Below are 24,674 nucleotides of genomic sequence, written 5' to 3'. Positions count from 1 at the left end.
TCAGAGCAGCCATGACCGGCTATGATCTCTCCCTCGCAGGCCAGCGCCTCACCGCGCTTGGTGCTGGTGCGCTCTGGTGGCAGGCGCAGGGGCTGCTCTGTGTTTCCGACCTGCATCTGGGCAAATCCGAACGCCAGCTCCGGCGCGGCGGCCCGGCCCTGCCCCCCTATGAAACCCGCGATACCCTTCAGCGTCTTGCCGCGGTGCTTGACCAGACCCGTCCCGAAACGGTCATCTGCCTCGGCGACAGCTTCGACGATGACGCTGCGGCAGCCGCCTTGTCAGATGCCGACCAAACCCGTCTCGACCAGCTGATCGCGGCTCATCGCTGGATCTGGATCACCGGCAATCACGACCCTGCCCCCAGCGGGCTGGCGGGCGACGCCTGTGACAGCCTGACCCTCGGCCCGCTGCTGTTTCGTCACATCGCCGACCCCACCTTCAAGAGCCACACCGGCGCTGAGACCCCGGGCGAAGCTGCCGCCGAGATATCCGGCCACTACCATCCAAAGGCGCGTCTGCGCGGCAGCGCCCGGCCTGCGTTCCTGGCCGATCACCAGCGCCTGATCCTGCCCGCCTTTGGCACCTATACCGGCGGTCTCTGCACCACCAACCCGGCGCTCTCGGATCTCATGGCGCCGCGGGCCCTCGCCATCCTCACCGGCCCGCGTCCGCTGCCCTGCCCGATGCCGCGCTGACCAGCCGCGGCGGATCTGCGCGCAGCGTCACCTCCCCATCGCAGCATGCGCGGTCTATGCTGGCTGCACATGCGAAAGGGACAGCCATGATCGAACAGCGCATCCGCGACAGCTTTGCCAGACAGAGCATGATGCAGACATTGGGTGCCGAGGTTGCCAGCGTCGGCACCGGCACCGTCACCATCTCCGCGCCCATCCTGCCGGGCAGCCGCCAGCAGCACGGCGTCGCCCATGCGGCGCTCAGCTTTGCCATCGGAGACAGTGCCGCAGGCTATGCCGCTCTGACCCTGATGCCCGAGGACAGCGAGGTGATGACCGCCGAGATGAAGATCAACCTTCTCGCACCGGGTGCAGGCGATATGCTGCGCGCCACGGGCCAGGTCATCAAACCCGGCCGCCGTCTGATCATTGTCACCGCCGAGGTCCACGCCATCACCGGAGAGGAGGAAAAACTGATCGCCCTGTTGCAGGGCACCATGGTGCCAGTCGCGGCCTGATCCGCGCGCCCTGATCCGCGGGTTTTTCCCACCTGTCACTTTTCCAAAAAATACTCCCGCCGGAGGCATCCGACGGGAGCAGCAGATCTCAGCCATCCGCAGATGGCAGGTCGGTTCTGATCAGGCGGTCAGCCCTTCCGGCTCCGCCAGACCATTGGCGCGGCAGCAGGCCGTCACGGTATTGGCCAGCAGGCAGGCGATGGTCATCGGGCCGACGCCACCGGGCACCGGGGTGATTGCGCCGGCGCGCGCGGCCGCACTCTCAAAATGCACATCGCCCACCAGACGGGTCTTGCCCTCGCCTTTTTCCGGTGCGTCGATCCGGTTGATGCCCACGTCGATGACGGTGGCGCCTTCCTTGATCCAGTCGCCAGGCACCATTTCAGGACGACCCACAGCAGCGACAACAATATCGGCGCGGCGGACAACATCCGGCAGATCCTTGGTGCGGCTATGTGCGATGGTCACGGTGCAGCTGTCGCCCAGCAACAGCTGCGCCATCGGCTTGCCAACGATATTGGAGCGGCCAATGACAACCGCGTCCATGCCCGACAGCGAGCCATGATAGTCGCGCAGCAGCATCAGGCAGCCAAGCGGCGTGCAGGGCACCATGCTTTTCTGACCGGTGCCCAGCAGGCCCACGTTGGAAATGTGGAACCCGTCCACGTCCTTTTCCGGCGCGATGGAGTTGATGATCAGGTCTTCGTTCAAATGACCCGGCAGCGGCAGCTGCACGAGGATGCCATGCACCGAGGGATCCTTGTTCAGCTGATCGACCACCGCCAGCAGGTCCTCTTCGGAGGTGTCGGCCTCCAGCTTGTGCTCAAAGGAGTTCATGCCCGCTTCAACGGTCTGCTTGCCCTTGGAGCGCACATAGACCTGGCTTGCCGGATCTTCACCCACCAGAACCACCGCCAGACCGGGGGTGATGTCATGCTCTTCCTTCAACCGGGCCACGTGGCCTGCCACCTTCTCGCGTACGGTGGCGGCAAAGGCCTTGCCGTCGATGATATTCGCTGCCATTGCTTCTGTCCTCTTGCTGCGCGCCGCTCCGGGCCGCGTTACTCCTCGCGAATGATCTGTGCCTCGCGGGCTATCGACCATTCCACAAGCTGGCGCCACAGGCGCTCGACCAGATCGGGATCAAGCCCTGCCGTGCTGGCCGTCATCCGGGCATTCCCGACCACTTCTTCGACACGGGCCGGTATGCGCGCGGGCCAGTTATTGGCCGCCTTCAGCTCGATCGCACGGTCGATATAGCCCGCCCGCTCGGCCAACAGGGCAATCAGCTCCCGGTCCAGCCTGTCGATCTGCTGCCGCAGCGCCGGCATGTCGGCACAGTCCTGCGGCGGGTGTCGTTCGCTCATCTTTAAACTCCTGCGGCCCGAGGGGATCCTCGGGCCGCAGATTGCCTATTTCAGGCCTTAGAACAAGCCTTCGATCTGGCCTGCGTCATTCAGGCGGATCGTTTCCGATGCCGGTTTGCGGGGCAGACCCGGCATGGTCATGATCTCGCCGCAGACCACGACGATGAAACCGGCCCCCGCCGACAGGCGAACTTCGCGCACGGGAACCGAATGGCCGGTCGGCGCGCCGCGCAGGTTCGGATCGGTGGAGAAGGAATACTGCGTTTTCGCCATGCAGACCGGCAGGTTACCATAGCCAGCCGCTTCCCATTCCTTCAGCTGGTTGCGGATCTTCTGATCGGCCAGCACCTCGTCGGCGCGGTAGATGCGCTTGGCGATGGTTTCGATCTTCTCGAACAGCGGCATCTCGTCGGGGTAGATCGGCGAGAAGTTGGCCTTGCCGGAGTCGGCCAGCTCAACCACTTTATGGGCCAGATCGGCGGAGCCTTCGGAGCCCAGCTCCCAGTGGCGCGACAGCACCGCTTCGACGCCATGGGTGGCGCAGTAATCCTTGACCGCCTGCACTTCGGTCTCGGTGTCGGTGACAAAGTGGTTGATCGCAACCACCACCGGCACGCCAAAGGATTTGACGTTCTCGATATGACGGCCGAGGTTGGCACAGCCCTTGTTGACCGCTTCGACGTTTTCCGCGCCGAGGTCAGCCTTGGCCACGCCACCGTTCATCTTCATCGCGCGCACGGTCGCAACCAGCACCACAGCCGAGGGTGCGATGCCTGCCTTGCGGCATTTGATGTTCATGAACTTCTCAGCGCCAAGATCCGCACCAAAGCCTGCTTCGGTGACAACATAGTCAGCCACTTTCAGCGCGGTCTTGGTTGCGATCACGGAGTTACAGCCGTGGGCGATATTCGCGAAGGGACCACCGTGGACAAAAGCCGGGTTGTTTTCCAGGGTCTGCACCAGGTTCGGCTGCATCGCGTCTTTCAGCAGAACGGTCATCGCGCCTTCTGCCTTGATGTCGCGGCAGTAAACCGGGGTCTTGTCGCGGCGGTAGGCCACGATGATGTCGCCCAGACGCTTTTCAAGGTCCTTCAGGTCGTTGGCGAGGCAGAGGATCGCCATGACTTCGGAGGCCACGGTGATGTCAAAACCGGTTTCGCGCGGGAAGCCGTTGGAGACGCCACCAAGGGAGGCGGTGATCTGGCGCAGGGCGCGGTCGTTCATGTCGACCACACGACGCCATGCAACACGGCGGATGTCGATATCGCACTCATTGCCCCAGTAGATGTGGTTGTCGATCATCGCCGACAGCAGCGAGTGGGCCGAGGTGATGGCGTGGAAGTCACCGGTGAAGTGGAGGTTCATCTCCTCCATCGGAACAACCTGCGCGTAACCGCCACCTGCGGCGCCGCCCTTCATACCGAAGTTCGGACCCAGCGAGGCCTCGCGGATACAGATCATCGCGTTCTTGCCGATGCGGTTCAGACCGTCACCCAGACCAACGGTGGTGGTGGTCTTGCCTTCGCCCGCAGGCGTCGGGTTGATCGCGGTCACCAGGATCAGCTTGCCGTCTTCCTTGCCCTGAACCGAATTGATGAAGTCCTGGCTCACCTTGGCCTTGTCGTGGCCGTAGGGCAGCAGATCATCGCTGGAGATGCCGATCTTGGCGCCAATTTCCTGGATCGGACGCTTCTGCGCCTCGCGGGCGATTTCGATGTCACTCTTGTAGCTCATGGCCGGTTTCCTGAATTGTGATGTCGCGAGTTACATGGGCACAGCCGTGCCGGTTTCCCGCAAGACTTAGCCCTTCTGCGACATTCCATGCGCGTGATTTCCGACATGATCAGGCATTGAAACGGCGTTCGCTCCCCCTAGGGCATCCAAAGATTGCCAATCGTGCCGCGTCAACGCCTATCGGCAACCGGCGGCGTAGACATGCCCCGACTCAGGGTGCCCAGGCAGGCTGGTCCGGCACAAACAGGCGCAGGCTTTCGCCCTGCCTCAGCACGCCGGGCCGCTCGACCCAGGCCACCACACCGCGTCTGCCGGTGGCTGCCGGCTTGAACTTCGGACCAAAGCCCGCGTGGTCCTTCTCGATCTCCTTGGCCGGGAAAATGCAGGGCCGGTTCTCAAGATCGACCGTCAGCGTCACCCCATCCGGCCCCTGCAAGCGGCTGGAGGGTGGCAGATGGCTAAGGTCGGGAATACCGCGCAGCACCAGCGTCGCGCCAAGGTGGACGGGATCAATCCGCTCCATCCCCATATCGGCGGCGATCAGCGCCAGCTCTTCCTCCGACAGGATGCTGATCTGGCGCAGGTTGCGGATTTCCGTGCCCTCGGGATGCAGATTGCGCACGCGCACACAGGAGGCGCGCAAGGCGCCCGCGTGGCGTTCGCCTTCGATGCCGTCAAACCCCAGCGTCAGCGCGTCCCGCGGCTCGGACCGCAGCCCACCGGTGGCAGCCGGAACATAGCCGATCCAGGTCACTTGTCCCTGAAACTCCGTTTCGCGCATCACTGGCATGGGGCATCTCCATCAGGCTCATTTCATTCAGGAATTTCCGCCACCATAGGGGCAGCATCCGGTTCTGGCCAGCCCCGCCGCTCGGCTTTTCGCGCGCAGTTCAGTCATCAAAAAACCCGGCCACCCTCAGGGTGACCGGGTCTGATATTACACGGTGTCCAGCGCCGCGCCGTCAGGACGACGGTTCCGGTGCCATGCCATCATCCGACGCAGGCTTCTTCGGCTTGGCCTTGGGGATCGCGGTGACCGAGGCGCTACCGGTATCGGTGTCATCATCCTCGTCCTCGCCTGCCTGCGGCGGCTCGCCATTCATAACGCGTTTGATCTCGTCACCGGTGAGGGTTTCAAATTCCAGCAGCCCCTGCGCCAGACGTTCCCATTCCTCGTTCTTGTCCTTGAGGATCTGCAACGCCTGTTCATAGCCCTGCTGGATAAAGCGCTTCACCTCATCCTCGATCAGCTCCTTGGTGTTGGCAGAGACCGAGAAGCCCGCCGTATTGCCGGAATAGCCTTCGTGCGCTTCGGCATAGTCGATGTTGCCGACCTTGTCCGACATGCCCCAGCGCAGCACCATGGCACGCGCCAGCTGGCTGGCCTGCTGGATGTCGCCGGCCGGACCGTTGGAGACATGATCTTCGCCGTATTTGATGACTTCCGCCGCCTTGCCCGCCATGGTCATCGCCAGCTTCTGCTGGCATTCGTCACGGTGATAATTCAGACGGTCCATTTCCGGCAGCGACACAACCATACCCAGCGCACCACCGCGCGGAATGATCGTCGCCTTATAGACCGGATCGCACAGCGGCAGCGCCATGCCGACAACCGCGTGACCGGCCTCGTGGTAGGCGGTCTTTTCCTTCTGGTCCTGGGTCAGCACCATCGAGCGGCGCTCAGCCCCCATCATCACCTTGTCCTTGGCCGATTCGAAATCTTCCATGGTGACAAAACGGCGGCCAACACGGGCGGCCATCAATGCGGCCTCATTGACGAGGTTGGCCAGATCCGCACCGGAGAACCCCGGCGTACCACGCGCGATGATGCGCAGATCAACGTCAGGGCCAAGCGGCGTCTTGCGGGCATGAACGCCCAGGATCTTTTCGCGGCCCTTGATGTCGGGGTTGCCGACGGTCACGTTCCGGTCAAAACGGCCCGGACGCAGCAGCGCCGGGTCCAGCACGTCCTTGCGGTTGGTGGCGGCCAGAATGATGACGCCTTCATTGGCCTCAAAACCGTCCATCTCCACCAAGAGCTGGTTCAGCGTCTGTTCACGCTCATCATTGCCGCCGCCATAGCCGGCGCCACGATGGCGACCGACGGCGTCGATTTCGTCGATGAACACGATACAGGGCGCGTTTTTCTTCGCCTGTTCGAACATGTCGCGCACACGGGAGGCACCGACACCGACAAACATCTCAACAAAGTCGGAACCGGAGATGGTGAAGAACGGCACGCCCGCCTCGCCTGCAATCGCACGCGCCAGCAGCGTCTTACCGGTACCCGGAGGGCCCACCAGCAGGGCGCCCTTAGGGATCTTGCCGCCGAGGCGCGAGAATTTCTGCGGGTTGCGCAGGAACTCAACGATCTCTTCCAGCTCTTCCTTGGCCTCGTCGATGCCAGCCACGTCGTCAAAGGTAACGCGGCCATGCTTCTCGGTCAGCATCTTCGCCTTCGACTTGCCAAAGCCCATGGCGCCGCCTTTGCCGCCGCCCTGCATCCGGTTCATGAAATAGATCCAGACACCGATCAGCAGCAGGAAGGGCAGCAGGGTCAGCAGGAACGACTGGAACCCGGACTGCTGCTGCTTCTCGGCGCGGACCGGAATGTTGTTGTCGATCAACAGGGCGGTCACCTCGGCGTCGCCGGGTTTGATGGTCATGAAATTCTGCCCGTCCGACGTGGTGTAGCGAACCTGTTCACCATCCAGCGTCACGGTGCTGACATTGCCGTTTTCAACCGCGCTGACAAAATCAGAAAAAGTCTTCTCTCGGCTCTGCATCGTGCTGCCCGAACCACTGAACAAGTTGAACAGCGCCAAGACGAGCACAAACAGAACAACCCAAAAGGCGATATTGCGTACGTTGCCCAAGGAAAGTCTCCCAAAATGCGAGGCGCACCTGGCAGGCCGCCTTCGTTGCCTCTAAAATAGGGATACTTCAGTGAGGTTCAATGCGATAAAAGAGCTGTGAAGAACTCTTCGCTGTTCTGAACCAGTTCTGCGGACCATCCGTTGCCAAATCCTGCCAATGGGGCGGCAACCAGCTCCCCCCCCCGCCACACGGCCGGCGTGGCATGAAGCACCTCGCCCGGAACCTCGGCACTGCGCCAGTCGGGACAGTGCTGCAGGCCGTCAGAGCCCAGGGCGCGCACCTCATGGTCCTTCACCTCGCCGCCAAAAACCCGCCAGCGCCCGTCCCAGAGCCGACCGGGCCGGGTCATCTCATCGGCCACCGGGTTATATTCGCGGCAGACCCATGTGCGCTGTTTGCGGGTGATCATCCGGCAGCCCCCCAATGTGAAGGATCCGCCACGACGCACTGCCTCGCGGGCCTGCACCATCGGCTCACGCCGTGGCGGATGCACCGCCCCGCTGACCCATTGCACGGATCGCACCAGCAGCCGGTGGGCAATTTCGTCCGGCAGCGTGCGAAACTGGCGCTGGTCGATGACAATCGCGCCATCGCGCACCTCGGCCATGTCGCGGGCGGCCAGGAACGTATACCAGTCCAGGGCTTCGCGGGCGGCGCCCATATTGCGGGCAACGGCGGCCAGCCGCTGCACGGTCAGCCCCAGCGGCGCCAGCGCATCCATCGCCTGACGCACCCGCACACGCTCGAAACGCAGATCCTCGTTGCTGGGGTCCTCAACCCATTGCCCTCCCCGCTCCCGCAGGTAGCCGCGCAGCTCTTCGCGCGTCACCTCCAGAAGCGGCCGCAGCAGGGTGATCCCCTCGATCGCGCGGCTGCGCGGCATCGCAGCCAGACCGGACACCCCCGACGACCGCCCCAGCCGCATCAGCAGCGTTTCGGCCTGATCATCGGCCGTATGCCCCAATGCAACCACCGGGATGTCATTCAACTGCGCCCATGCGGTCAGCAGCGTATAGCGCGCGTTGCGGGCCTGCTCCTGAAGATTGCCCGCCTGCTGCGCAGAAGGCCGGTCAACCCATTGCAGGATATCATGCGCCAGACCCAGTTTGGCAGCCACATCCGCCACCATCTGCGCCTCCTCGCCCGAGCTCGCGCGCAGCCCGTGATCAACAGTTGCGACACAGATTTCCACGCCCAGATCGGCAAAACACTCATGCAGCGCATACATCAGCGCCATCGAGTCGCCGCCGCCTGACACCGCAACGCCCAGCCGCGTGGGCAAGGCAGACCGGAACTGCTCCTGCACAATGGCGAGGATATCCCGGTCCCTGCGCGTCAATTGCAGGCCAGTTTTGCGCGTTCCGCCTCCGCTGCGGCGGTTTCGGCTGCACCGGGAAAGCGGCTGCCGACCTCTGCCAGGGTCACGCAGGCCTGGCTGGTCTGACCCAGCCGCCCCAGTGCCGCGCCCAGTTCGTACAATGCCTTCGGCGCGGTCTCTCCTGAGGAGTTGCCGGAGAATGACGCCAGATAGGCCCGCGCGGCCTCGCGGGTGTCACCCAGCCCGTCCAGCGCCTTGCCGCGATTGTATTCCACCGCTGCGGCCAGCGGGCTGCCGGGATAAGCCAGGGTGAACGCCGCGAATTTCTCCGCAGCCTCCTGATAGGCGCCGCTGTCCAGCGCGGCCTTGGCGGCGTCGAAATCCGTCTGCTCGCCCACCGCCAGCTCCGACGTCGTATCGACCGAAGTGCCCGGCGGCGTGGCGGGCAGCGCAGGTGCCCCGGCTGCGGGCAGCTCACCGCCGCCCAGCGTGCTGGTTTCCCCCAGTTTCGAGACATCGCCGCCTTCCAGTTCCACCAGACGGAACTCCAGGTCACCAATCCGGTTGGTGCCATCCTGCACCACCTGATCGACCCGGTAGGAGAGCTGTTCGGTCTGCGCGGTCAGCCGCTGCAGCTCCGCCTCTATGGCGCTGACGCGGTCCAGCACACTGTCGCCCGCGACATTGGTCTGCGGGCTGCCGGTGGTCGACATTTCCCGCTTCAGCCGCTGGATTTCGACGTGCAGCACGGTGAGTTCCTGCCGGATATCGGCAAGGGTCTGTTGATCCTGCGCCCGGACGGCAAGCGGGGGCACAGCCAGGGTCAGCGCAAGGGCGGCAATCGCAAGAGGACGCAGTCGCATGGTCAGTTACCCCGTCAGGCCACCCGCCAGCACGGTGACCGCGCGACGGTTCTTGGTGTAGCAGGCCTCGTTCGAGCAGATCTCCAGCGGACGCTCCTTGCCAAAGCTGACAACCTGCAGACGACCGCCCGCAACCCCTTGGGAAATCAGGTATTCGCGGGCAGCATTGGCCCGGCGCGCACCCAGTGCAAGGTTATATTCGCGGGTGCCCTGCTCATCGGCGTGGCCTTCGATTGTGACCACATAATCCGGGTTGGCCGTCAGCCAGCGCGCCTGCCCCTGCAGAACGCTCTGGGCGGCAGGTGACAGGGTCGACTGGTCAACCGCAAACAGCACCCGGTCGCCGACCGTCTGCTGGAAGTAGGCCGGGCTGCTGGGATCCAGCTGCCCCGCAGCGCCCGCCCCGGCCCCTGCACCAGGCCCACCGGCCCCGGCTGCATCATCCCAGGGGTTGCCCGTACAGGCGCTCAGCCCCAACGCCGCTGCCACCAGCACTGCTTTTGTCAAACCGCTCATGATATCCGCCTCGTCCCATTTCCAATTGTTGCACCAGATTTACCACAGGCCCGATGCCGCTGCCACTTTGGTCTTTGTTAACAGGGCGCGCGCCGGACCATTATGGCAGGCGCGCGACACTTCAGTTCTGCAAGGGCGACCACGCCGGATCCGACGCGCCATCGGGGGTGCGGACCGGTTTCAGGTTGCGCCCCGATACATCCACCGAATAGAGCAGCGCCCGGCCGCTGGCCCCTTGGGTTTCACGGGTGAACATGATCACCCGGCCATTCGGGGACCAGGTCGGCCCCTCATCTAGGAAGGAGGCCGTCAGCAGGCGTTCCTCGCTGCCATCGGTCCGCATCACGCCGATATGGAACCGGCCCTTGTTCTGCTTGGTAAAGGCGATCATGTCACCGCGCGGCGACCACACCGGAGTGCCGTAGCGCCCCGCGCCAAAACTGATCCGCCGGGCCTCGCCGCCGGTTGCCGCCATCACATAGAGCTGCGGCGCGCCGGAACGGTCGCTTTCAAAGACGATCTGGCTGCCATCGGGGGAAAACGACGGGGCGGTTTCGATCGACGGCGCACTGGTCAGCCGGGTCCGGGTGCCGGTGTCGATATCCATGGTGAAGATATCGGTATTGCCGCCCTGCGACTGCGAGTAGACCACGGTGCGCCCATCCGGCGCAAATCGCGGCGCAAAGCTCATGATGCCATTGTCCGCCGACAGCACCCGACGCTGCACGCTGCCCACATCCAGCACATGGATCTGCGGAAAGCCGCTCTCGTAGCTGGTGTACAGCACCCGGTCGCCGGTGGGTGAGAACCGCGGCGCCAGCACGATGGAGGCGCTGTTGGTCAGATATTGCACATTGGCGCCATCGTAATCCATCACCGCCAGCCGCTTGCGCCGGTCGTCCTTTGGCCCGCTTTCGGAAACAAACACCACCCGGCTGTCGAAATACCCGCTTTCGCCGGTGATGCGGCTGTAGATCACATCCGCCACCTTATGGGCCATACGCCGCCAGCCGTCGGTGGTGCCGGAAAACTGCAGACCGGTGCCCAGCTCCTTTTCAGCAAAGACGTCATAGCCCCGGAACCGCACCGTCAGCCGGTTGCCGTTCACGCTGAGGGCGCCGGTGATCAGCGCCTGTGCATTCACCGCTTTCCAGTCGGCATAGCCGATCGCCGCATCGAAATCGGTGACCTTGGCGATATGGGCCGAGGCCGGGACTTCACGAAACAGGCCGGTGCCGCTCAGATCCGCGGCAATCACCCGCGAAATCTCACGCGCCAGTTCGGCGGCGGCAGGGGTTTCCGGCACAAAGCCGGGCACCGCATAGGGCAAGGGTTCGATCACCCCGTCGGTGATTTCGATCCTCAGCGGGCCATCCTGTGCCTGCGCAGGCAAAACCGGTGCCATCACCGCCGCCCCCAGCAGGGTCGCGCCCATCACGAGCGTTGCCAGATATGTCCTCATTTGATCCGCATCCTTTCGGGATTGAAGGTCATTTCGATATTACGCCATTGCGCATATTTGTCAGACGGAAGTTGGAAACCACGCGCACCGCAGCGCAGAATCGCCCGCCGCGCCGCGCCAAAGGCCTGATTGGCCGCAGCCCCCGATCCGCCGGTGCTGGAAAGCATCCGAATACTGCCCTCCTCGGGCCGGCCGTCCGGTGTCAGCGCGACCGAGACCACCACGGTAGTGCGCAGCGCCTCCGATGACAGCGAGCCGACGTTCCAGCATTGCTGCACGGCCACCCGCAGCGCATCCTTTTCGCCACTGGTCAGCGGCGGGCCCGAGGGTTCCGGCGCTGCCACCTCACCACCACCGGCAAGGGCTGCGGCCAGCGCATCCTCCACCGCATCAGAGCGATCCGGCACGGGGTCAGGCTCGACCGGCTCAGTCGTGGCAGGTTCCGGTTCGGGCTGTGCGACTGGCTCCGGCCGCGTCGGCCGCGCTGGCCGGGTCCGGGGCCGCAGTGACTGCGCAGGTGCAGCGCTGGCCACCTGTTCGGTCTGCGCCTCGACCTCCTCGGTCACGATCCGGTCGTTGGCCGCCGCCTCTGCCGTGGCCTGCTGGGACTCCTGGGCAGGCTCGGAACCAACCTCATCGGAGACCTCTGGCTGGGCCACATCATCAATCCGGGTGTCCGGCTCCGGTGGTGCCACCGGGGTCGGGGCGACGCGGTCCAGCGGGCGCAGCTGCGGGCGCTCGGCCAGCTGCGGTGTCACCGTGGTCGTGTCCGGCACGTCGGGCGGCGCGGGCGCGGCCACCGGCGGTGTCGGCTCAACCGGCTGCGGCTCCGGGCGCTCGGCCAGTTCGGTGTCAGGCTCGGGCGGGGTCACCGGCTCAGGCTGGCTGATCTGCGGTTCGGGCTCCGGCTCCGGCGGTGGCGTGACCTGCGGTGCGGGTTCCGGCTCGGGCTGGGTCAGATCGCCGGCGGTATCGGCCACCACTGGCGCGGCGCGCTGCTGGCTCAGCCGGGCGAATTCCTCGGTCGAGATGATCGACACATCCTGCACCGCCATCGGCAGCGGCTCGGACGGGAACCAGGCGCCGAAAACGACCCAGCCCGCCAGCAGCGCATGGCCTGCAACAGAGATCTTGGTTCCGGTCTGCACACCCGTGCCCCGCCTATTGCCCGCTGTCTTCGACAGCCCGCCCATCAAGGGTTGGACCACCCACATCGGTCACCAGACCAACGCTGGAAAACCCACCGGCATTCAGCGCCCCCATCACCTGCATCACCGCCTCATAGGGGATAGCCCCATCCGCACGCAGAAACACCTGATCGGAGGTCCGCTCTGCCGCGATGGCGCGCAGTTTGGCGATCAGCTCATCCGGGGCCACGGCAGTTGTCTGGATCTGGATCTCGCCGCCGGCGGTCATGGTCACGGTCAGCGGCTCTTCCTCATCGCCGGGCAGCGCGCCTGCGGCGGTCTTTGGCAGCTCCACCGGCACGCCCACCGTCATCAGCGGGGCCGCCACCATAAAGATGATCAGCAGCACCAGCATCACATCGACAAAGGGCGTGACGTTGATTTCCGCCATCGGCCGCGCACGGCTGCGCCGCCGTCCCCGGCGGCGCCCGTTGGCGGCATTGGGTTGAACCGAGGCGCCCATGGATCAGGAATCCAGCTGGCGGCTGAGGATGGTGGAAAACTCATCGGCAAAGGCTTCGTAGCTGCCGATGATCCGGTCGCTGTCCGCGCTCAGCTTGTTGTAGAAAATCACCGCAGGAATCGCAGCCAGCAGCCCCAGACCCGTCGCCATCAGCGCCTCGGCAATGCCCGGCGCCACAACGGCGAGGTTGGTGTTCTGCTGCTCTGCGATCTCGATAAAGGCGGTCATGATGCCCCAGACGGTGCCGAACAGCCCGACAAACGGTGCGGTGGACCCAACAGTGGCCAGGATCGACAGACCACTCTGCACATGTTCGCTTTCCTTGGCGATCGCCACATCCATCGACCGCTCGATCCGTGCCTGCGCACCCGCAATCAGCGCCCCGTCGGTGCGATGACTGCGCCGCCATTCGGTCATCCCGGCGGCAAAGATCCGCTGCGACTGCCCCTTGGGCTGCGGGCCGATCTGGTCAAACAGACCATCCAGCGGCTCACCGGACCAGAAGGCACGGTCGAACTCCGCCGCCTCCCGACGGGCCAGACGATAGTTGATCAGTTTCTGCAGGATGATCGCCCAGGACCAAACGGAGGCGACAACCAGCATCAGCATCACCAATTTGACCGTCAGGGTCGCCCGCGCGAATAGTCCCCACATGGAGAAATCAATCTCCTGCGCCAACGCCAGAGTTTCTGCTTCCATGGACCTGCTCTATGTTTTTGGCCGTTTTCCAGCCGTTTTCCGGCTTTCATTTGGCAAAAGGCTATCCCAGTTCAAGGTCAAAAGCCAATGAAACAGCCGTGACAGCAGGAATTGTTACAGCAATGCGCGAATCTCTGCCGGCAGGCGGATCGGCGCGCCGGTCCCGGCATTGACGCAAACCACGGTAACGATGGCGCGAAACAGCTCCGTCTCGCCGCGAAACACCCGCTGCGACATGGTGAGCCGCGCAGGGGTGACCTTCTGCACCTCGGTCTCGATCCGCAGCTCTTCGTCGAATTTGGCAGGGGCGAGGTAATCCGCCTCGATCCGCCGCACCACCCAGATCAGCCCCGCCTCGCGCATGGCGTTCTGATCATTGCCAAGGTTGCGCACCCAGTCGCTGCGCGCCCGCTCGATAAACCGCAGGTAATTGGCGTGATAGACAATCCCGCCCATGTCGGTGTCTTCGTAATATACCCGAACCGGAAAGCGATGGATCATTCTGCCGGGCCTCCTGCCCCGTTTTGCGCTGGCGCGCGGCTCAGTGGCTGGCCTGACCAGAGGCGTCGGCCGAGGGCTCAATCGGTGCCTGCAGCCGGGCAAAGAGCCGCAGCGCATGGGCGCTGTCGGATGCCGCAAGCGGCATCATCCGATCATAGGCCGCCGCAATCACCCCGGCGATATCCGGGCGCAGAATGGTGGCGCCCGTCTCCGGCAGCACCGCCAGCGGCGAGGTCTTGGCAAAAGCGCTGTCGCCCCACATCAGGATCGCCTGCACCGCCTGCGTCAGGGCGAGCGTTTCGGCAGGCAGCTTTGCCATCGCGCCGCCCATGCGCAGAAAAACGAAACAGGCCTGAATGGCCCCCTGATCGTCAAAGCGGAAGGCGCGGTACTGGCTGGCATCCGCCGCCTTCAGCCGCTCAAGCAGCGGATCAAGCCCCGGGATCAGCCGGTCCAGATCCGGCACCCCCATCAGCTCGTCCCAGTCGCGAAAGAAAAACACCATCAGGTTGGAGCCCAGCTCGGGATCGGTCTCCGCCATCTGATGCCCGGCAAGGGTCACCACCGCCTCGATCGCGCCCTTGACGGTCGCCAGCGTGCTGTCCTCCACGCCAAAGACGATCGGCGCAATCGGCCGCCCCCAACGAGCAAAGGCATAAGAGCCATCGGCACGGGTAAACAAGGCTTCGATCTCGGCTGGGGTCATCATGCGGCTCTCTAGTCGGACTGCGGTCTTGAATGGGCTTAATGCCCGCTCACGGGATCAACGGCAAGGGTTGCGACCGGGTATCACTGTGCATCTTCTGGCCCACAATATCCCCGCCGGAGGCAGCGCCGCGCCTGGCGCGGCGCTTCATTCAGGCCTTGTCACTTAGGTCAGCAGGCGTGACCAAATGTTTCGCACGCGAAACATACGCTAAAATTGAGTCCAATTCTTCAAACCCATTTTAACACTTTCAGACTGTTTTGACGCCAATCCGCGACAGCACTGACGCGCCTGCGCGGCAGATGAGCCGCTATAGCAACAGGTCGCCCTGCCCCCGTGGCGGCGTCAGCCCAAGGTGGGTCCAGGCCTTATGCGCCAGCATCCGCCCGCGCGGCGTGCGCTGGATCAGACCCTGCTGCAACAGATAGGGCTCGATCACCTCCTCCAGCGCATCACGGCTTTCGCTCAGGGCCGCCGACATGGTCTCGATCCCGACCGGACCACCGCCATAATTCTCGGCAATCATCCGCAGATAGCGGCGATCCGCGCCATCCAGACCCAGCTGATCCACCCCCAGCCGCGTCAGCGCACCATCGGCCAGTTCCCGGGTGATGGTGCCATCGCCCTCGACAACCGCGAAGTCCACGACGCGGCGCAGGAGCCGGCCGGCGATCCTGGGGGTGCCGCGGGCGCGCCGCGCGATCTCACGGGCGCCGTCGTCATCCGCAGGGGCGCCCAGCTTGCGGGCGTTGCGGCTGACGATCTCAAAGAGCTCGTCGATGGTGTAGAATTGCAACCGGGTTGGAATGCCAAACCGGTCCCTGAGTGGCGTGGTCAACAGGCCCATGCGGGTGGTGGCGCCAACCAGGGTAAAGGGCTGCAGCTCGATCCGCACGGTGCGGGCGGCGGGGCCTTCGCCGATCACCAGATCCAGCTCGAAATCCTCCATCGCCGGATAGAGCACCTCCTCCACCGCCGGGTTCAGCCGGTGGATCTCGTCGATGAACAGCACGTCGCGGGATTCCAGATTGGTCAGGATCGCTGCCAGATCGCCCGCCTTGGCCAGAACCGGCCCGGAGGTCATGCGGAAGTTGACGCCCAGTTCGCGGGCGACGATCTGCGCCAGGGTGGTCTTGCCCAAACCGGGGGGGCCATGAAACAGCGTGTGGTCCATTGCTTCGCCGCGGCGGCGCGCACTTTCGATAAACACACGCAGATTGGCGCGGGCTTCGGCCTGACCGATGAATTCGCCCAGCCCCTGCGGGCGCAGGGCGCGGTCGTTTTCGGCGGCGCTGTCTTCGGGCAGGGGCGCGGGACGCAGGGTGGGATCGGCGTCAATCATTCTGATGACTCCAATCTGGTTTCTTTAAACCCTACTCCGGTCGGCAGGCCGGACAATGCCCGTCCGCCCGCAGACGGGCACTGTCCTATTTTTTTCAATACTCTCACACCATCAGCCTTTCGGTGCCAGCAGCCGCAGGGCGGCGCGGATCAGCTCGGCCTCATTGGCGTCTGGATAGGTGGCGGCCGCCTCGGCCACGGCGGCGGCGGCATCGGAGGGACCATAGCCCAGATTGCCAAGCGCAGAGAGCGCCCCCGCAGAAGCAGCTGCGGCACCGGAGGGGGCCTTGGGTGGCGCTTTGCGAGGTTTCTTGGCCGTGCTCACCGGCTCGGCGGGTTCGACCACATCCAGCCCCGGCCCATCCATGGCGTCGACGACGGTGCCACCCATCGCCATGACACCCGGCGCCTTGTCTTTGAGATCCAGAACAATGCGCTGCGCGGTCTTGGGGCCGACCCCTTTGGCGGCCTTCACCGCCGCCCAATCCCCCAGCGCGATCGCGCGGCTGACCCCATCGGGGCCAAGTGCGCCGAGAATGGCCAGCGAGACTTTCGCCCCCACCCCCTGCACCGAGGTCAGCAGGCGATGCCATTCCTTTTCAACCAGCGAAGGGAAGCCATAGAGCTGCATCAGGTCCTCACGCACCACCATATCGGTATAGAGCGCGACCGCCTCGCCGACGCCCGGCAGTGCGGCCATGGTGCGGTCGGAGCAATAGACGATATAGCCGACGCCGCGCACATCAATCAGCACGTGATCGCTGCTGCGGTACTCCAGACGCCCGGTGAGTTTTCCGATCACGCGCGCTTCTCCTTCAGCTGGCGTTGTTGCGTGCCCCCATAAAACGCATGACAGATGGCAATGGCCAGAGCATCCGCTGCATCGGCATTCTTGGGCAGGCAGCCGGGCAGTTGCAGTTTCACCATATGCAGGATCTGTTCCTTGGCCGCATGACCCACGCCGACCACGGTTTTCTTCACGCGGTTGGGGGCATATTCACCCACCGGAAGACCGGCCTGCGCCAATGTCATCAGGGCGACGCCCCGCGCCTGCCCCAGTTTCAGCGTGCCGGCACCATCCTTGTTCACGAAGGTCTGTTCGATGGCGGCCTGATCGGGGCGGTAGGCCGCGATCACCTCGATCACCTGATTGTGGAGCGACAGCAGCCGTTCGCCCAGATCATCGCCATCGGAAGTGCAGACCCCGTTGGCGATATGGCTGAGACGGGTGCCGCGTGATTCGATCACCCCCCAACCGAGGTTTCGCAACCCCGGATCAATGCCCAATATTCGCATGTCTGCCCTATCCCTGCCCGGTGTGGAGGTCTGATTTTGCTCAGGATTAGCACAAAAGGCGAACATGTCCAATTGCTTTACAGGCCTGTGCGATGTGCCCTGCGGGGATGCCGCGCGGCACCTGTGGCGCAAAAACACGTGAATCCTGTTCCGAAAACGACCCTCTCCGGCGGGGAAACCGACATTCCTTTCCAAGAGGTAAAAACTCGGCCTTTTCCCTTGTTTTTATGGATCATAAGCCATGCAAAAAGCGCATATGACACATGCAATTTCAGCGATTGTCAGCCGTCATGCAGATGACTAAGTGCCGTCCATCGCCACAGGGCGAAGAGTTCAATTCAACCTCCGAAAGGACGAGGACATGGCTGCATTTGACACCACCCGCACCACCTATGGCACCAGCAGCCTGTTTGGCCGCTTCAGCGCCATGATCACCGGCCTTCTGGGCGCAGCTATCGACTGGAACGACGCGCGCGCCACCCGCCAGACCCTGGGTCAGCTGAGCGACCGCGAACTGGCCGATATCGGCCTGTCCCGCGCGGATATCGATCGCGTTGCCGAGGGCAAGCCGGTCTTCTGAGGTTGGCACCTCGGTCTGGATCATCCAGAGCCTATCATCCGAGAGACATGAAAAACGCCGCCTCCTGATGGAGTGCGGCGTTTTCTGGTTGCTTTGGTCTGCACGTCGATGCCGAGGCGTAACCCTGCTGCGTCGGACATGACCGCGCGGCCGGATTGTGTCGGATGCCCCCCAGCGCCCGACACATGGCCCGCCAGCCTGTCCCTCTACCGCAGCACAGGTCCGATCTTCTCGGCCAGGAACTGTGACACTGGATCCCGCTGCATGACAAATGCACCGGCTTTTTCCAGCCCCGTTCCCGCCCGCAGCTGGTCGACACGATAGTCGTAGCTGCCAAATCCCAGCGCTGCCATCAAGAAGCCCTTGAACAGCAGAAACGCCGCGACAAACAGGATCAATGATCGGCCGGAGATCCGCGACTGCACCCGTCGCGGCGCCACCACGATCAACCCATCCGCGCGCACTTTGGCAGTATAGCCGCGCGCCATGGCCCCGTGTTTGCGTTCCAGCCGGTCAAGCCGAGCATAGAAATTGTTACTGTGTTCACCCATAACCAAAACCCTGCAATGGCTCCCACCATCCACATATTAATGTTTAGGTAGGGAATGGGACCATTTTGGGGCGGGTCATTAAAATGCTCAACAAACTTGAACGATTCAGCCCTTTTTCTGCAAAAGCAGCGTCGTCCAGTCACCAATCTCGGTGCGTTCCACAAGATTGATGCCGTTCTGTGCATAAACGCCCTGCACCTCATCGGCCTGTTCGTTCAGCAAACCGGAGAGAATCGCATAGCCACCGTCGCGCAGATGGCCGGCCACATCTGGGGCCAATGCAACCAGAGGGCCTTTCAGGATATTGGCGAAGATGAGATCGTAAGGGGCCGCCTCGGCCAGTGCCGGGGCGTCGAAACCGGCGGCTTCAAGACATTGCACACGGCCTTCCATGTCATTGGCCTTCAGATTGGCCTCAGCAACGTCCACGGCGACCTGATCAATGTCGCTGGCCAGGATCTGCCCATCCCAGACGCGCGCCGCAGCCATCGCCAGCACCGCCGTGCCACAGCCGATATCGGCCACTTTCCCGGCGACGAAACCGTCGTCGATCAGCTTGTCCAGCGCCTTCAGGCAGCCCAGGGTGGTGCCGTGATGGCCAGTGCCGAAGGCCATCGCCGCCTCAATCAGAAGCGGAATGCGATCAGCGGGCAGCTTGTCGGCATCATGGCTGCCGTAGACGAAGAAACGGCCCGCTTCCACCGGCGCCAGTTCGCGCCGCACATGGGCGACCCAATCGGTCTCGGGCAGTTCAGAGATCACAAAAGGCTGGGCATCGAACATGGTCGCCAGCAGCGCCAGACCGGCCTCATCCGGGGTCTCGGTGAAATAGCCGCCGACCTCCCACAGGCCGGAGCCGTCCTCGACCTCGAACACGCCCAGACCGGTGGGTTCCGGGATCAGGCGCTCCATCGCCTCGCCAAGCGCTTCGGCGGGGGCTTTTCCAGTCAGGGTGGTGAGGGCGGTAAAGGTGGGCATGGCGGTCTCCGGGCAATGGTTGCACAGCGCCTAGGCCCGTCGGCGGCGCAGGTCAAGAGCCGTGACCCTGCCCGCCCCGCTTTGGGACCGGGGCGCGGGCCGCGCGTATCATTCTGCCGGGGCGGTGCCCTGCCACTTGGCAAAGATCGTCTCATTGCCGGGTTCGGGATGGCGCGGGATCAGCAGCGACAGCATCAGCGAGATCATCGCCATCCCAGCCGCCAGCGCAAAGACCGCAGCAGGAGACACCACCCAGAGCAACCCCAGCGTCACCGGCAGCACCACCGCGGCGATATGGTTGATGGTAAAGGCCACCGCAGCGGTTGGCGCAATATCTGACGGGTCGGCGATCTTCTGGAAATAGGTCTTCAACGCCAGCGCCAGCCCAAACAGGATATGGTCTACAACGTAAAGCACCCCCGCCAGAACCACGCCCCAGCTGAACCAGTAGAGCCCGCCATAGGCGGCAAAGACCAACGCCAGCCCGGTGTATTCAAAAATCAGCGTGCGGCGCTCGCCGAAGCGGGCGACAGCGCGCCCCAGCAGCGGTGCCGCAATCATATTGACCACCAGGTTGATCAGATAGAGGCTGGTCAGCTCATGCACGGCAAAGCCGAATTTCTCCACCATCATGAAGCCGGCAAAAACCACAAAGATCTGCCGCCGCGCCCCGGCCATGAACTGCAACGCATAGTAGAGCCAGTAGCGGCGGCGCAGGATCAGGCGTTTGGTCTGCGGATGCGGCGCGTCGAACTGCGGATAGGCCAGCAGGCAGAACAGCGCCATCGCGGTGGTGGTGCCCCCCGCCAGCAGGAAGACGATATTATAGGTCAGGCCCAGCGGCTCCCACAGCAGGGCAATCAGGCTGTAGACCACCAGCGTTGCCGCGGATCCCGCCGCCACCAGCCAGCCCAGAATCTGTGGCGCCCGCAGCTTGGGCAGCCATTGCAACTGCAGCGACTGATTCACCGTCTCATAGTAATGAAACCCGATCGAGCTGAGCAGCGTGATGGTCAGCAGCCCGCCAAGGCTGGGAAACCACGCCGTGACGGCGGTCGCCAGCCCCAGCATCATCAACGAGACCAGCCCCAGCACCTGTTCGCGCACAAACAGGATCACTGCGATCACCCCGATGGCGAGAAACCCCGGAATCTCGCGCACCGTATGCAGCAGGCCGATGTCAGCCCCGTCGAAATTCGCGGCCTCGATCACAAAGTTGTTGAGCAGCGCGCTCCAGGTGTTGAAGGCAATCGGCATGGTCAGCGCCATCACAAACAGCAAGGTCGTGGGGCGGCGCCAGAGCGGCAGGGACGCCGCAGCTTCGGTGGGGACAGGTTTGAACATGCCCACGGCTCTACGCCGATCGGCCGCCGCTGGCGAGAAAAAAAGCCGCCCGCACATCTGATCTGCATCAATGCACGAGTGTATCGGAAATCATATTCACAAAGCGGAATTTCATGAAAGGTGGCTGCGGGTGGACGGATTTATCGGATTTGTCGAATGGGTTGGCGAACCCGGCGCGGCGGCCCTGCTCGGGGCTTTGACCGGTGGCATCTTTGGCGTGGCGGCGCAGCGCTCACGGTTCTGCCTGCGGGCCGCCACCGTGGAATTTGCCCGGGGCCGGATGGGAGACCGGGTAGCGGTCTGGCTGCTGACGTTTTCGACCGCGCTGGTCTGGGTGCAGGCCGGTCGGCTGCTGGGCTGGATCGATACCGATGAGGCGCGGATGATGGCGGTGCCGGGCAGCTGGTCCGGCGCCATCATCGGCGGGCTGACCTTTGGCATCGGCATGGTGCTGGCGCGGGGCTGTTCGGGTCGGCTGCTGGTGCTGGCCGCGAGCGGAAACCTGCGCTCGGTGGTGTCGGGGCTGATCTTTGCCGTGACCGCCCAGATGAGCCTTTCCGGGCATCTGGCGCCCCTGAGGGATTATCTGGCCGGGCTGTGGATCACCTCTGGCGGGCGCAATCTGGATCTGCTGACCGCAGCCGGTCTGCCGGAGTGGTCCGGGCTGGTCATTGGCCTGCTAACGGCACTCCTTGCGTTGGGTTTATCCGCACAGAACCACATCGGCGCGGGTCGGCTGATCTTTGCCTCAGGGGTCGGCTTTGCGGTGGCGCTTGGCTGGGCGCTGACCTCGGCGCTGGCACAGGTGGCCTTTGATCCGGTGCAGATCGAAAGCGCGACCTTCACCGGCCCCTCGGCACGGATGCTGATGTTTTTCCTCGATCGCGCCTCGGTTCTGGAGTTCGATATCGGGCTGGTTGCAGGGGTCTTTGGCGGCGCGATGCTGGCGGCTGCCGTTGGTGGAGAGATGCGCCTGCAGGCGTTTGACGACGCTGCCACGATGCGCCGGGCGATGATTGGCGCGGCCCTGATGGGCTTTGGCGGCATGTTGGCGGGTGGCTGCGCCATCGGTGCGGGTGTCACCGGCGGATCGATCTTTGCGGGCACCGCCTGGCTTGCGCTGTTTTCCATGTGGGTCGGGGCGGTGCTGACCGATGTGCTGACCGATCAGCGGCGGATGTCGGCGCTGGCCTGACCACATGCGAGGCGCTGCCTCGCGCTCCGGGATATTTGACGCCAGAAGATGACAAGCCGCAGATATCTTCTGGCCGGAAATATCCCGGGGGAGGCCGCAGGCCGGGGGCAGCGCCCCCATGGGTTTCCTCAGAAGAAATTCTGCGGGTCGATATCGACGGAGAGACGCAGATCCGCCTTGAGACGTATCGGACCAATCCAGCGGGCGATTGCATCCTGTAGCGGCGTCCCCTTGTCGGCCTTCACAAGCAGGCGCACCCGGTGGCGGCCGCGGATCCGCGCTATGGGCGCCGGTGCCGGACCAAAAACCTGCGCGCCGATCTGGCGCAGTGGCATGTCATTGCGCGCCAGCGTCAGGCCAAGATCCATCACCGCAGGCAGATCCGGCCCCGACAGGATGATGCCCGCCATCCGCCCATAAGGCGGTACGCCTGCGGCGTGACGTTCGGCGGCTTCGGCCTTCCAGAAGGCTTCCTCATCGCCGGAGAGGATCGCGCGGATGACCGGGTGTTCGGGCTGGAAGGTCTGCATCAGCGCCTCGCCCGGCCTGTCGGCGCGCCCGGCCCGCCCTGCGACCTGCCGCATCAGCTGGAACGTTCGCTCCGCCGCGCGCAGATCCGACCCTTGCAGGCCAAGATCCGCGTCAATCACGCCAACCAGTGTGAGCAGCGGGAAGTTATGCCCCTTGGCCACCAGTTGGGTGCCGAGGATGATATCGGCCTCCCCTGCGGCGATCTCCTCGATCCGTTGCTTCAGGGCGCGGGCGGAGGCAAAGAGATCGGAGGACAGGACCGCGATCCGGGCCTCTGGGAACAGCGCGGCGGTTTCTTCGCCCAGCCGTTCGATACCGGGGCCGACGGGGGCCATTTTGCCCTCGACCTGACAGGTCGGGCAGGCGTCCGGTACGGGTTTGGTCTCGCCGCATTGGTGGCACATCAGCCGCTTCATGAAACGGTGTTCGACCATGCGGGAATCGCAGTGGTCGCAGGTCACATGGCCGCCGCAGGCGCGGCAGATGGTGACCGGTGCAAAGCCACGGCGGTTGAGGAACAGGAGCGATTGTTCGCCGCGTTCCATGCGGGCTGTCATTGCCTGTTTCAGTGTTGGTGAGATCCAGGTCGAGGCGGGCAGTTTTTCCGCCCTCATGTCGATCGCGCGCATCTCTGGCAGCACCGAGGCGCCAAAACGAGAGGTGAGATCCAGACGGCTGTATTTGCCTGCCTCGGCATTGGCCCAGGTCTCCAGCGAGGGCGTGGCCGACGCGAGCACCACCTGCGCCGAACACATGGCCGCGCGCAGCACCGCCATGTCGCGGGCATTATAACAGACCCCTTCGTCCTGTTTGTAAGAGGTGTCATGTTCCTCATCCACAATGATGAGGCCGAGGTTCTGATAGGGCAGAAACAGCGCCGAGCGCGCGCCGATCACCAGCTGCGCCTTGCCCTGCCCGACCATGCGCCAGACCCGGCGACGTTCGGTCATCGTCGCGCCCGAGTGCCATTCGGCGGGCGTCGCACCAAAGCGCTGCTCGACCCGTTTCAGGAATTCTGCCGTCAGGGCGATTTCCGGCAAGAGCACCAGCGCCTGGCGCCCTGCGCGCAAGGTTGCGGCGACCGCCTCCAGATAAACCTCGGTCTTGCCGGAGCCGGTGACGCCCTTCAGCAGTGTGGTGCCGTAGCGGCCACTGGCGACCCCCTCGCCAAGTGTGGCGGCGGCGGCGGCCTGATCGTCGGTCAGGGTCTTGCCGGGCAGGTCCGGGTCGAGGCGCGGATAGGGCAGATCACGCGGCGCGTCCTCTTCGCGCAGGGCGCCCTGTTTCACCAGCCCCTTGACCACCGAGGTTGTGACCCCGGCAAGATCCGCGAGTTCCTTCGCCGTGAAGGCCAGGCCGCCGTATTCCGCCACCGCAGAGAGCACCCGTTCGCGGGCATCGGTCATGCGGTCGGGCATCTGGCCGGTGGGGCGCAGCACCTTGCGCATGGAAACGGGATCCGAGAGGCCCGGTGCGCGGGTCGCAAGCCGCAGCATCGCGGGCAGCGGGGTCAGCGTGTAATCGGCGGATTTGGCGAGGAACTGGCGCATTTCATCGCGCATCGGGGCCACATCCAGCACCCTATTTACCGGGCGCAGCTTGGCCGAATCGAAATCGCCCGCCCCCGGCCCCCAGATCACCCCGAGCACACGGCGCGGGCCGAGCGGCACCTCGACATAGGCGCCGAGATGGCAGCCGCCCTCGGGCGCGCGATAGTCAAGGACGCGGTCCAGCGGCTGTGTCGTCAGGACGCCAACCCGGTCGCCTTGGTGAAAAAATGCCTGCTCCTGCACGCGTTTCTGCCTCTTCTGCCCATCCGCCGGGGCCGGGTGTTTCCCCGCCCTGCTGGTTCTGCCCCGGCCTTGGTGCCTGAGCCCGGGCCTGCTGCTCAGCTCGATCCGGGCGTTACGGGGGGTTTTTAAAGCCCGCCCCATCAGGTAAAGGCTAGCGCAATCAAGGCCAACCCATCC

25 protein-coding genes are annotated in these 24,674 nt (G+C 64.2%); 4 read left to right on the top strand and 21 right to left on the bottom strand.

The window, feature by feature from the left end; translation table 11 throughout:
* Positions 1-11 precede the first annotated feature (11 nt).
* Positions 12-698, top strand: coding sequence for a ligase-associated DNA damage response endonuclease PdeM (gene pdeM / locus WLQ66_RS01875; protein WP_340544620.1), 687 nt, complete (start codon positions 12-14; stop codon positions 696-698).
* A gap of 86 nt (positions 699-784) precedes the next feature.
* Positions 785-1,195, top strand: a complete 411-nt coding sequence (locus tag WLQ66_RS01870; RefSeq protein ID WP_340544618.1) for a PaaI family thioesterase — start codon at positions 785-787, stop codon at positions 1,193-1,195.
* A 120-nt stretch (positions 1,196-1,315) separates the two neighbouring features.
* Here the strand turns inward: WLQ66_RS01870 and folD are convergent, their stop codons facing one another.
* From folD to ruvC, 17 genes are all read right to left on the bottom strand, one after another.
* Positions 1,316-2,218, bottom strand: coding sequence for a bifunctional methylenetetrahydrofolate dehydrogenase/methenyltetrahydrofolate cyclohydrolase FolD (folD, locus tag WLQ66_RS01865; RefSeq protein ID WP_340544617.1), 903 nt, complete (start codon positions 2,216-2,218; stop codon positions 1,316-1,318).
* Between the two features lie 38 nt (positions 2,219-2,256).
* Complete coding sequence (locus tag WLQ66_RS01860) at positions 2,257-2,562, bottom strand: chorismate mutase (RefSeq protein WP_340544616.1); 306 nt, start codon at positions 2,560-2,562, stop codon at positions 2,257-2,259.
* Between the two features lie 57 nt (positions 2,563-2,619).
* Positions 2,620-4,296, bottom strand: coding sequence for a formate--tetrahydrofolate ligase (locus tag WLQ66_RS01855; RefSeq protein ID WP_340544615.1), 1,677 nt, complete (start codon positions 4,294-4,296; stop codon positions 2,620-2,622).
* Positions 4,297-4,507: 211 nt separating this feature from the next.
* On the bottom strand, positions 4,508-5,086 hold the full coding sequence (locus WLQ66_RS01850; RefSeq protein WP_340544614.1) for an MOSC domain-containing protein: 579 nt from the start codon (positions 5,084-5,086) through the stop codon (positions 4,508-4,510).
* 172 nt (positions 5,087-5,258) lie between these two features.
* The gene (ftsH, locus tag WLQ66_RS01845) at positions 5,259-7,172 is read right to left on the bottom strand and encodes an ATP-dependent zinc metalloprotease FtsH (protein WP_340544613.1); all 1,914 of its coding nucleotides are present in this window, start codon (positions 7,170-7,172) and stop codon (positions 5,259-5,261) included.
* A gap of 77 nt (positions 7,173-7,249) precedes the next feature.
* Positions 7,250-8,455, bottom strand: a complete 1,206-nt coding sequence (gene tilS / locus WLQ66_RS01840) for a tRNA lysidine(34) synthetase TilS (RefSeq protein ID WP_340546283.1) — start codon at positions 8,453-8,455, stop codon at positions 7,250-7,252.
* A gap of 53 nt (positions 8,456-8,508) precedes the next feature.
* The gene (gene ybgF / locus WLQ66_RS01835; RefSeq protein ID WP_340544611.1) at positions 8,509-9,354 is read right to left on the bottom strand and encodes a tol-pal system protein YbgF; all 846 of its coding nucleotides are present in this window, start codon (positions 9,352-9,354) and stop codon (positions 8,509-8,511) included.
* 6 nt (positions 9,355-9,360) lie between these two features.
* Positions 9,361-9,870: a peptidoglycan-associated lipoprotein Pal gene (pal, locus tag WLQ66_RS01830; RefSeq protein ID WP_340544610.1), complete on the bottom strand. Its 510-nt coding sequence runs from the start codon at positions 9,868-9,870 to the stop codon at positions 9,361-9,363.
* A 121-nt stretch (positions 9,871-9,991) separates the two neighbouring features.
* On the bottom strand, positions 9,992-11,332 hold the full coding sequence (gene tolB, locus WLQ66_RS01825) for a Tol-Pal system beta propeller repeat protein TolB (protein WP_340544609.1): 1,341 nt from the start codon (positions 11,330-11,332) through the stop codon (positions 9,992-9,994).
* Complete coding sequence (tolA, locus tag WLQ66_RS01820; RefSeq protein ID WP_340544608.1) at positions 11,329-12,480, bottom strand: cell envelope integrity protein TolA; 1,152 nt, start codon at positions 12,478-12,480, stop codon at positions 11,329-11,331. The genes tolB and tolA overlap by 4 nt, the downstream gene beginning before the upstream one ends.
* Before the next feature lie 13 nt (positions 12,481-12,493).
* On the bottom strand, positions 12,494-12,982 hold the full coding sequence (gene tolR / locus WLQ66_RS01815) for a protein TolR (protein WP_340544606.1): 489 nt from the start codon (positions 12,980-12,982) through the stop codon (positions 12,494-12,496).
* A 3-nt stretch (positions 12,983-12,985) separates the two neighbouring features.
* Positions 12,986-13,681 (bottom strand): protein TolQ, encoded by a 696-nt coding sequence (gene tolQ, locus WLQ66_RS01810; protein ID WP_027247939.1) that lies wholly within the window; start codon positions 13,679-13,681, stop codon positions 12,986-12,988.
* 114 nt (positions 13,682-13,795) lie between these two features.
* Positions 13,796-14,182, bottom strand: coding sequence for a tol-pal system-associated acyl-CoA thioesterase (ybgC, locus tag WLQ66_RS01805; protein WP_340544603.1), 387 nt, complete (start codon positions 14,180-14,182; stop codon positions 13,796-13,798).
* 40 nt (positions 14,183-14,222) lie between these two features.
* Positions 14,223-14,891, bottom strand: coding sequence for a hypothetical protein (locus WLQ66_RS01800; RefSeq protein ID WP_340544602.1), 669 nt, complete (start codon positions 14,889-14,891; stop codon positions 14,223-14,225).
* Positions 14,892-15,198: 307 nt separating this feature from the next.
* Positions 15,199-16,230, bottom strand: coding sequence for a Holliday junction branch migration DNA helicase RuvB (gene ruvB, locus WLQ66_RS01795; RefSeq protein ID WP_340544600.1), 1,032 nt, complete (start codon positions 16,228-16,230; stop codon positions 15,199-15,201).
* Positions 16,231-16,341: 111 nt separating this feature from the next.
* Positions 16,342-17,031: a Holliday junction branch migration protein RuvA gene (ruvA, locus tag WLQ66_RS01790; RefSeq protein ID WP_340544598.1), complete on the bottom strand. Its 690-nt coding sequence runs from the start codon at positions 17,029-17,031 to the stop codon at positions 16,342-16,344.
* On the bottom strand, positions 17,028-17,525 hold the full coding sequence (gene ruvC / locus WLQ66_RS01785; protein ID WP_340544597.1) for a crossover junction endodeoxyribonuclease RuvC: 498 nt from the start codon (positions 17,523-17,525) through the stop codon (positions 17,028-17,030). Before ruvC ends, ruvA begins: the two co-directional genes overlap by 4 nt.
* A 361-nt stretch (positions 17,526-17,886) precedes the next feature.
* Here ruvC and WLQ66_RS01780 point away from each other — a divergent pair, with 361 nt between their 5' ends.
* On the top strand, positions 17,887-18,105 hold the full coding sequence (locus WLQ66_RS01780) for a DUF1127 domain-containing protein (protein WP_340544595.1): 219 nt from the start codon (positions 17,887-17,889) through the stop codon (positions 18,103-18,105).
* A 206-nt stretch (positions 18,106-18,311) separates the two neighbouring features.
* On the opposite strand, the gene WLQ66_RS01775 is transcribed toward WLQ66_RS01780, so the two are convergent.
* From WLQ66_RS01775 to WLQ66_RS01765, 3 genes are all read right to left on the bottom strand, one after another.
* Positions 18,312-18,656 (bottom strand): hypothetical protein, encoded by a 345-nt coding sequence (locus WLQ66_RS01775; RefSeq protein ID WP_260086218.1) that lies wholly within the window; start codon positions 18,654-18,656, stop codon positions 18,312-18,314.
* Between the two features lie 105 nt (positions 18,657-18,761).
* Positions 18,762-19,634 carry a 50S ribosomal protein L11 methyltransferase gene (locus WLQ66_RS01770; RefSeq protein WP_340544593.1) on the bottom strand — a complete coding sequence of 291 codons (873 nt, stop codon included), beginning with the start codon at positions 19,632-19,634 and terminating at the stop codon, positions 18,762-18,764.
* Between the two features lie 108 nt (positions 19,635-19,742).
* The gene (locus WLQ66_RS01765; RefSeq protein ID WP_340544592.1) at positions 19,743-20,978 is read right to left on the bottom strand and encodes an MFS transporter; all 1,236 of its coding nucleotides are present in this window, start codon (positions 20,976-20,978) and stop codon (positions 19,743-19,745) included.
* Positions 20,979-21,108: 130 nt separating this feature from the next.
* Here WLQ66_RS01765 and WLQ66_RS01760 point away from each other — a divergent pair, with 130 nt between their 5' ends.
* A complete protein-coding gene (locus tag WLQ66_RS01760) occupies positions 21,109-22,173 on the top strand; it encodes a YeeE/YedE family protein (protein ID WP_340544590.1) in 1,065 nt (354 codons plus the stop codon).
* A 128-nt stretch (positions 22,174-22,301) separates the two neighbouring features.
* On the opposite strand, the gene WLQ66_RS01755 is transcribed toward WLQ66_RS01760, so the two are convergent.
* Positions 22,302-24,497 carry a primosomal protein N' gene (locus WLQ66_RS01755; RefSeq protein ID WP_340544588.1) on the bottom strand — a complete coding sequence of 732 codons (2,196 nt, stop codon included), beginning with the start codon at positions 24,495-24,497 and terminating at the stop codon, positions 22,302-22,304.
* Positions 24,498-24,674: the final 177 nt, after the last annotated feature.

This window comes from Phaeobacter sp. A36a-5a (genome assembly GCF_037911135.1).
GTDB lineage: Bacteria > Pseudomonadota > Alphaproteobacteria > Rhodobacterales > Rhodobacteraceae > Phaeobacter > Phaeobacter bryozoorum.
This window is presented reverse-complemented; position numbering and strand designations above follow the sequence as displayed.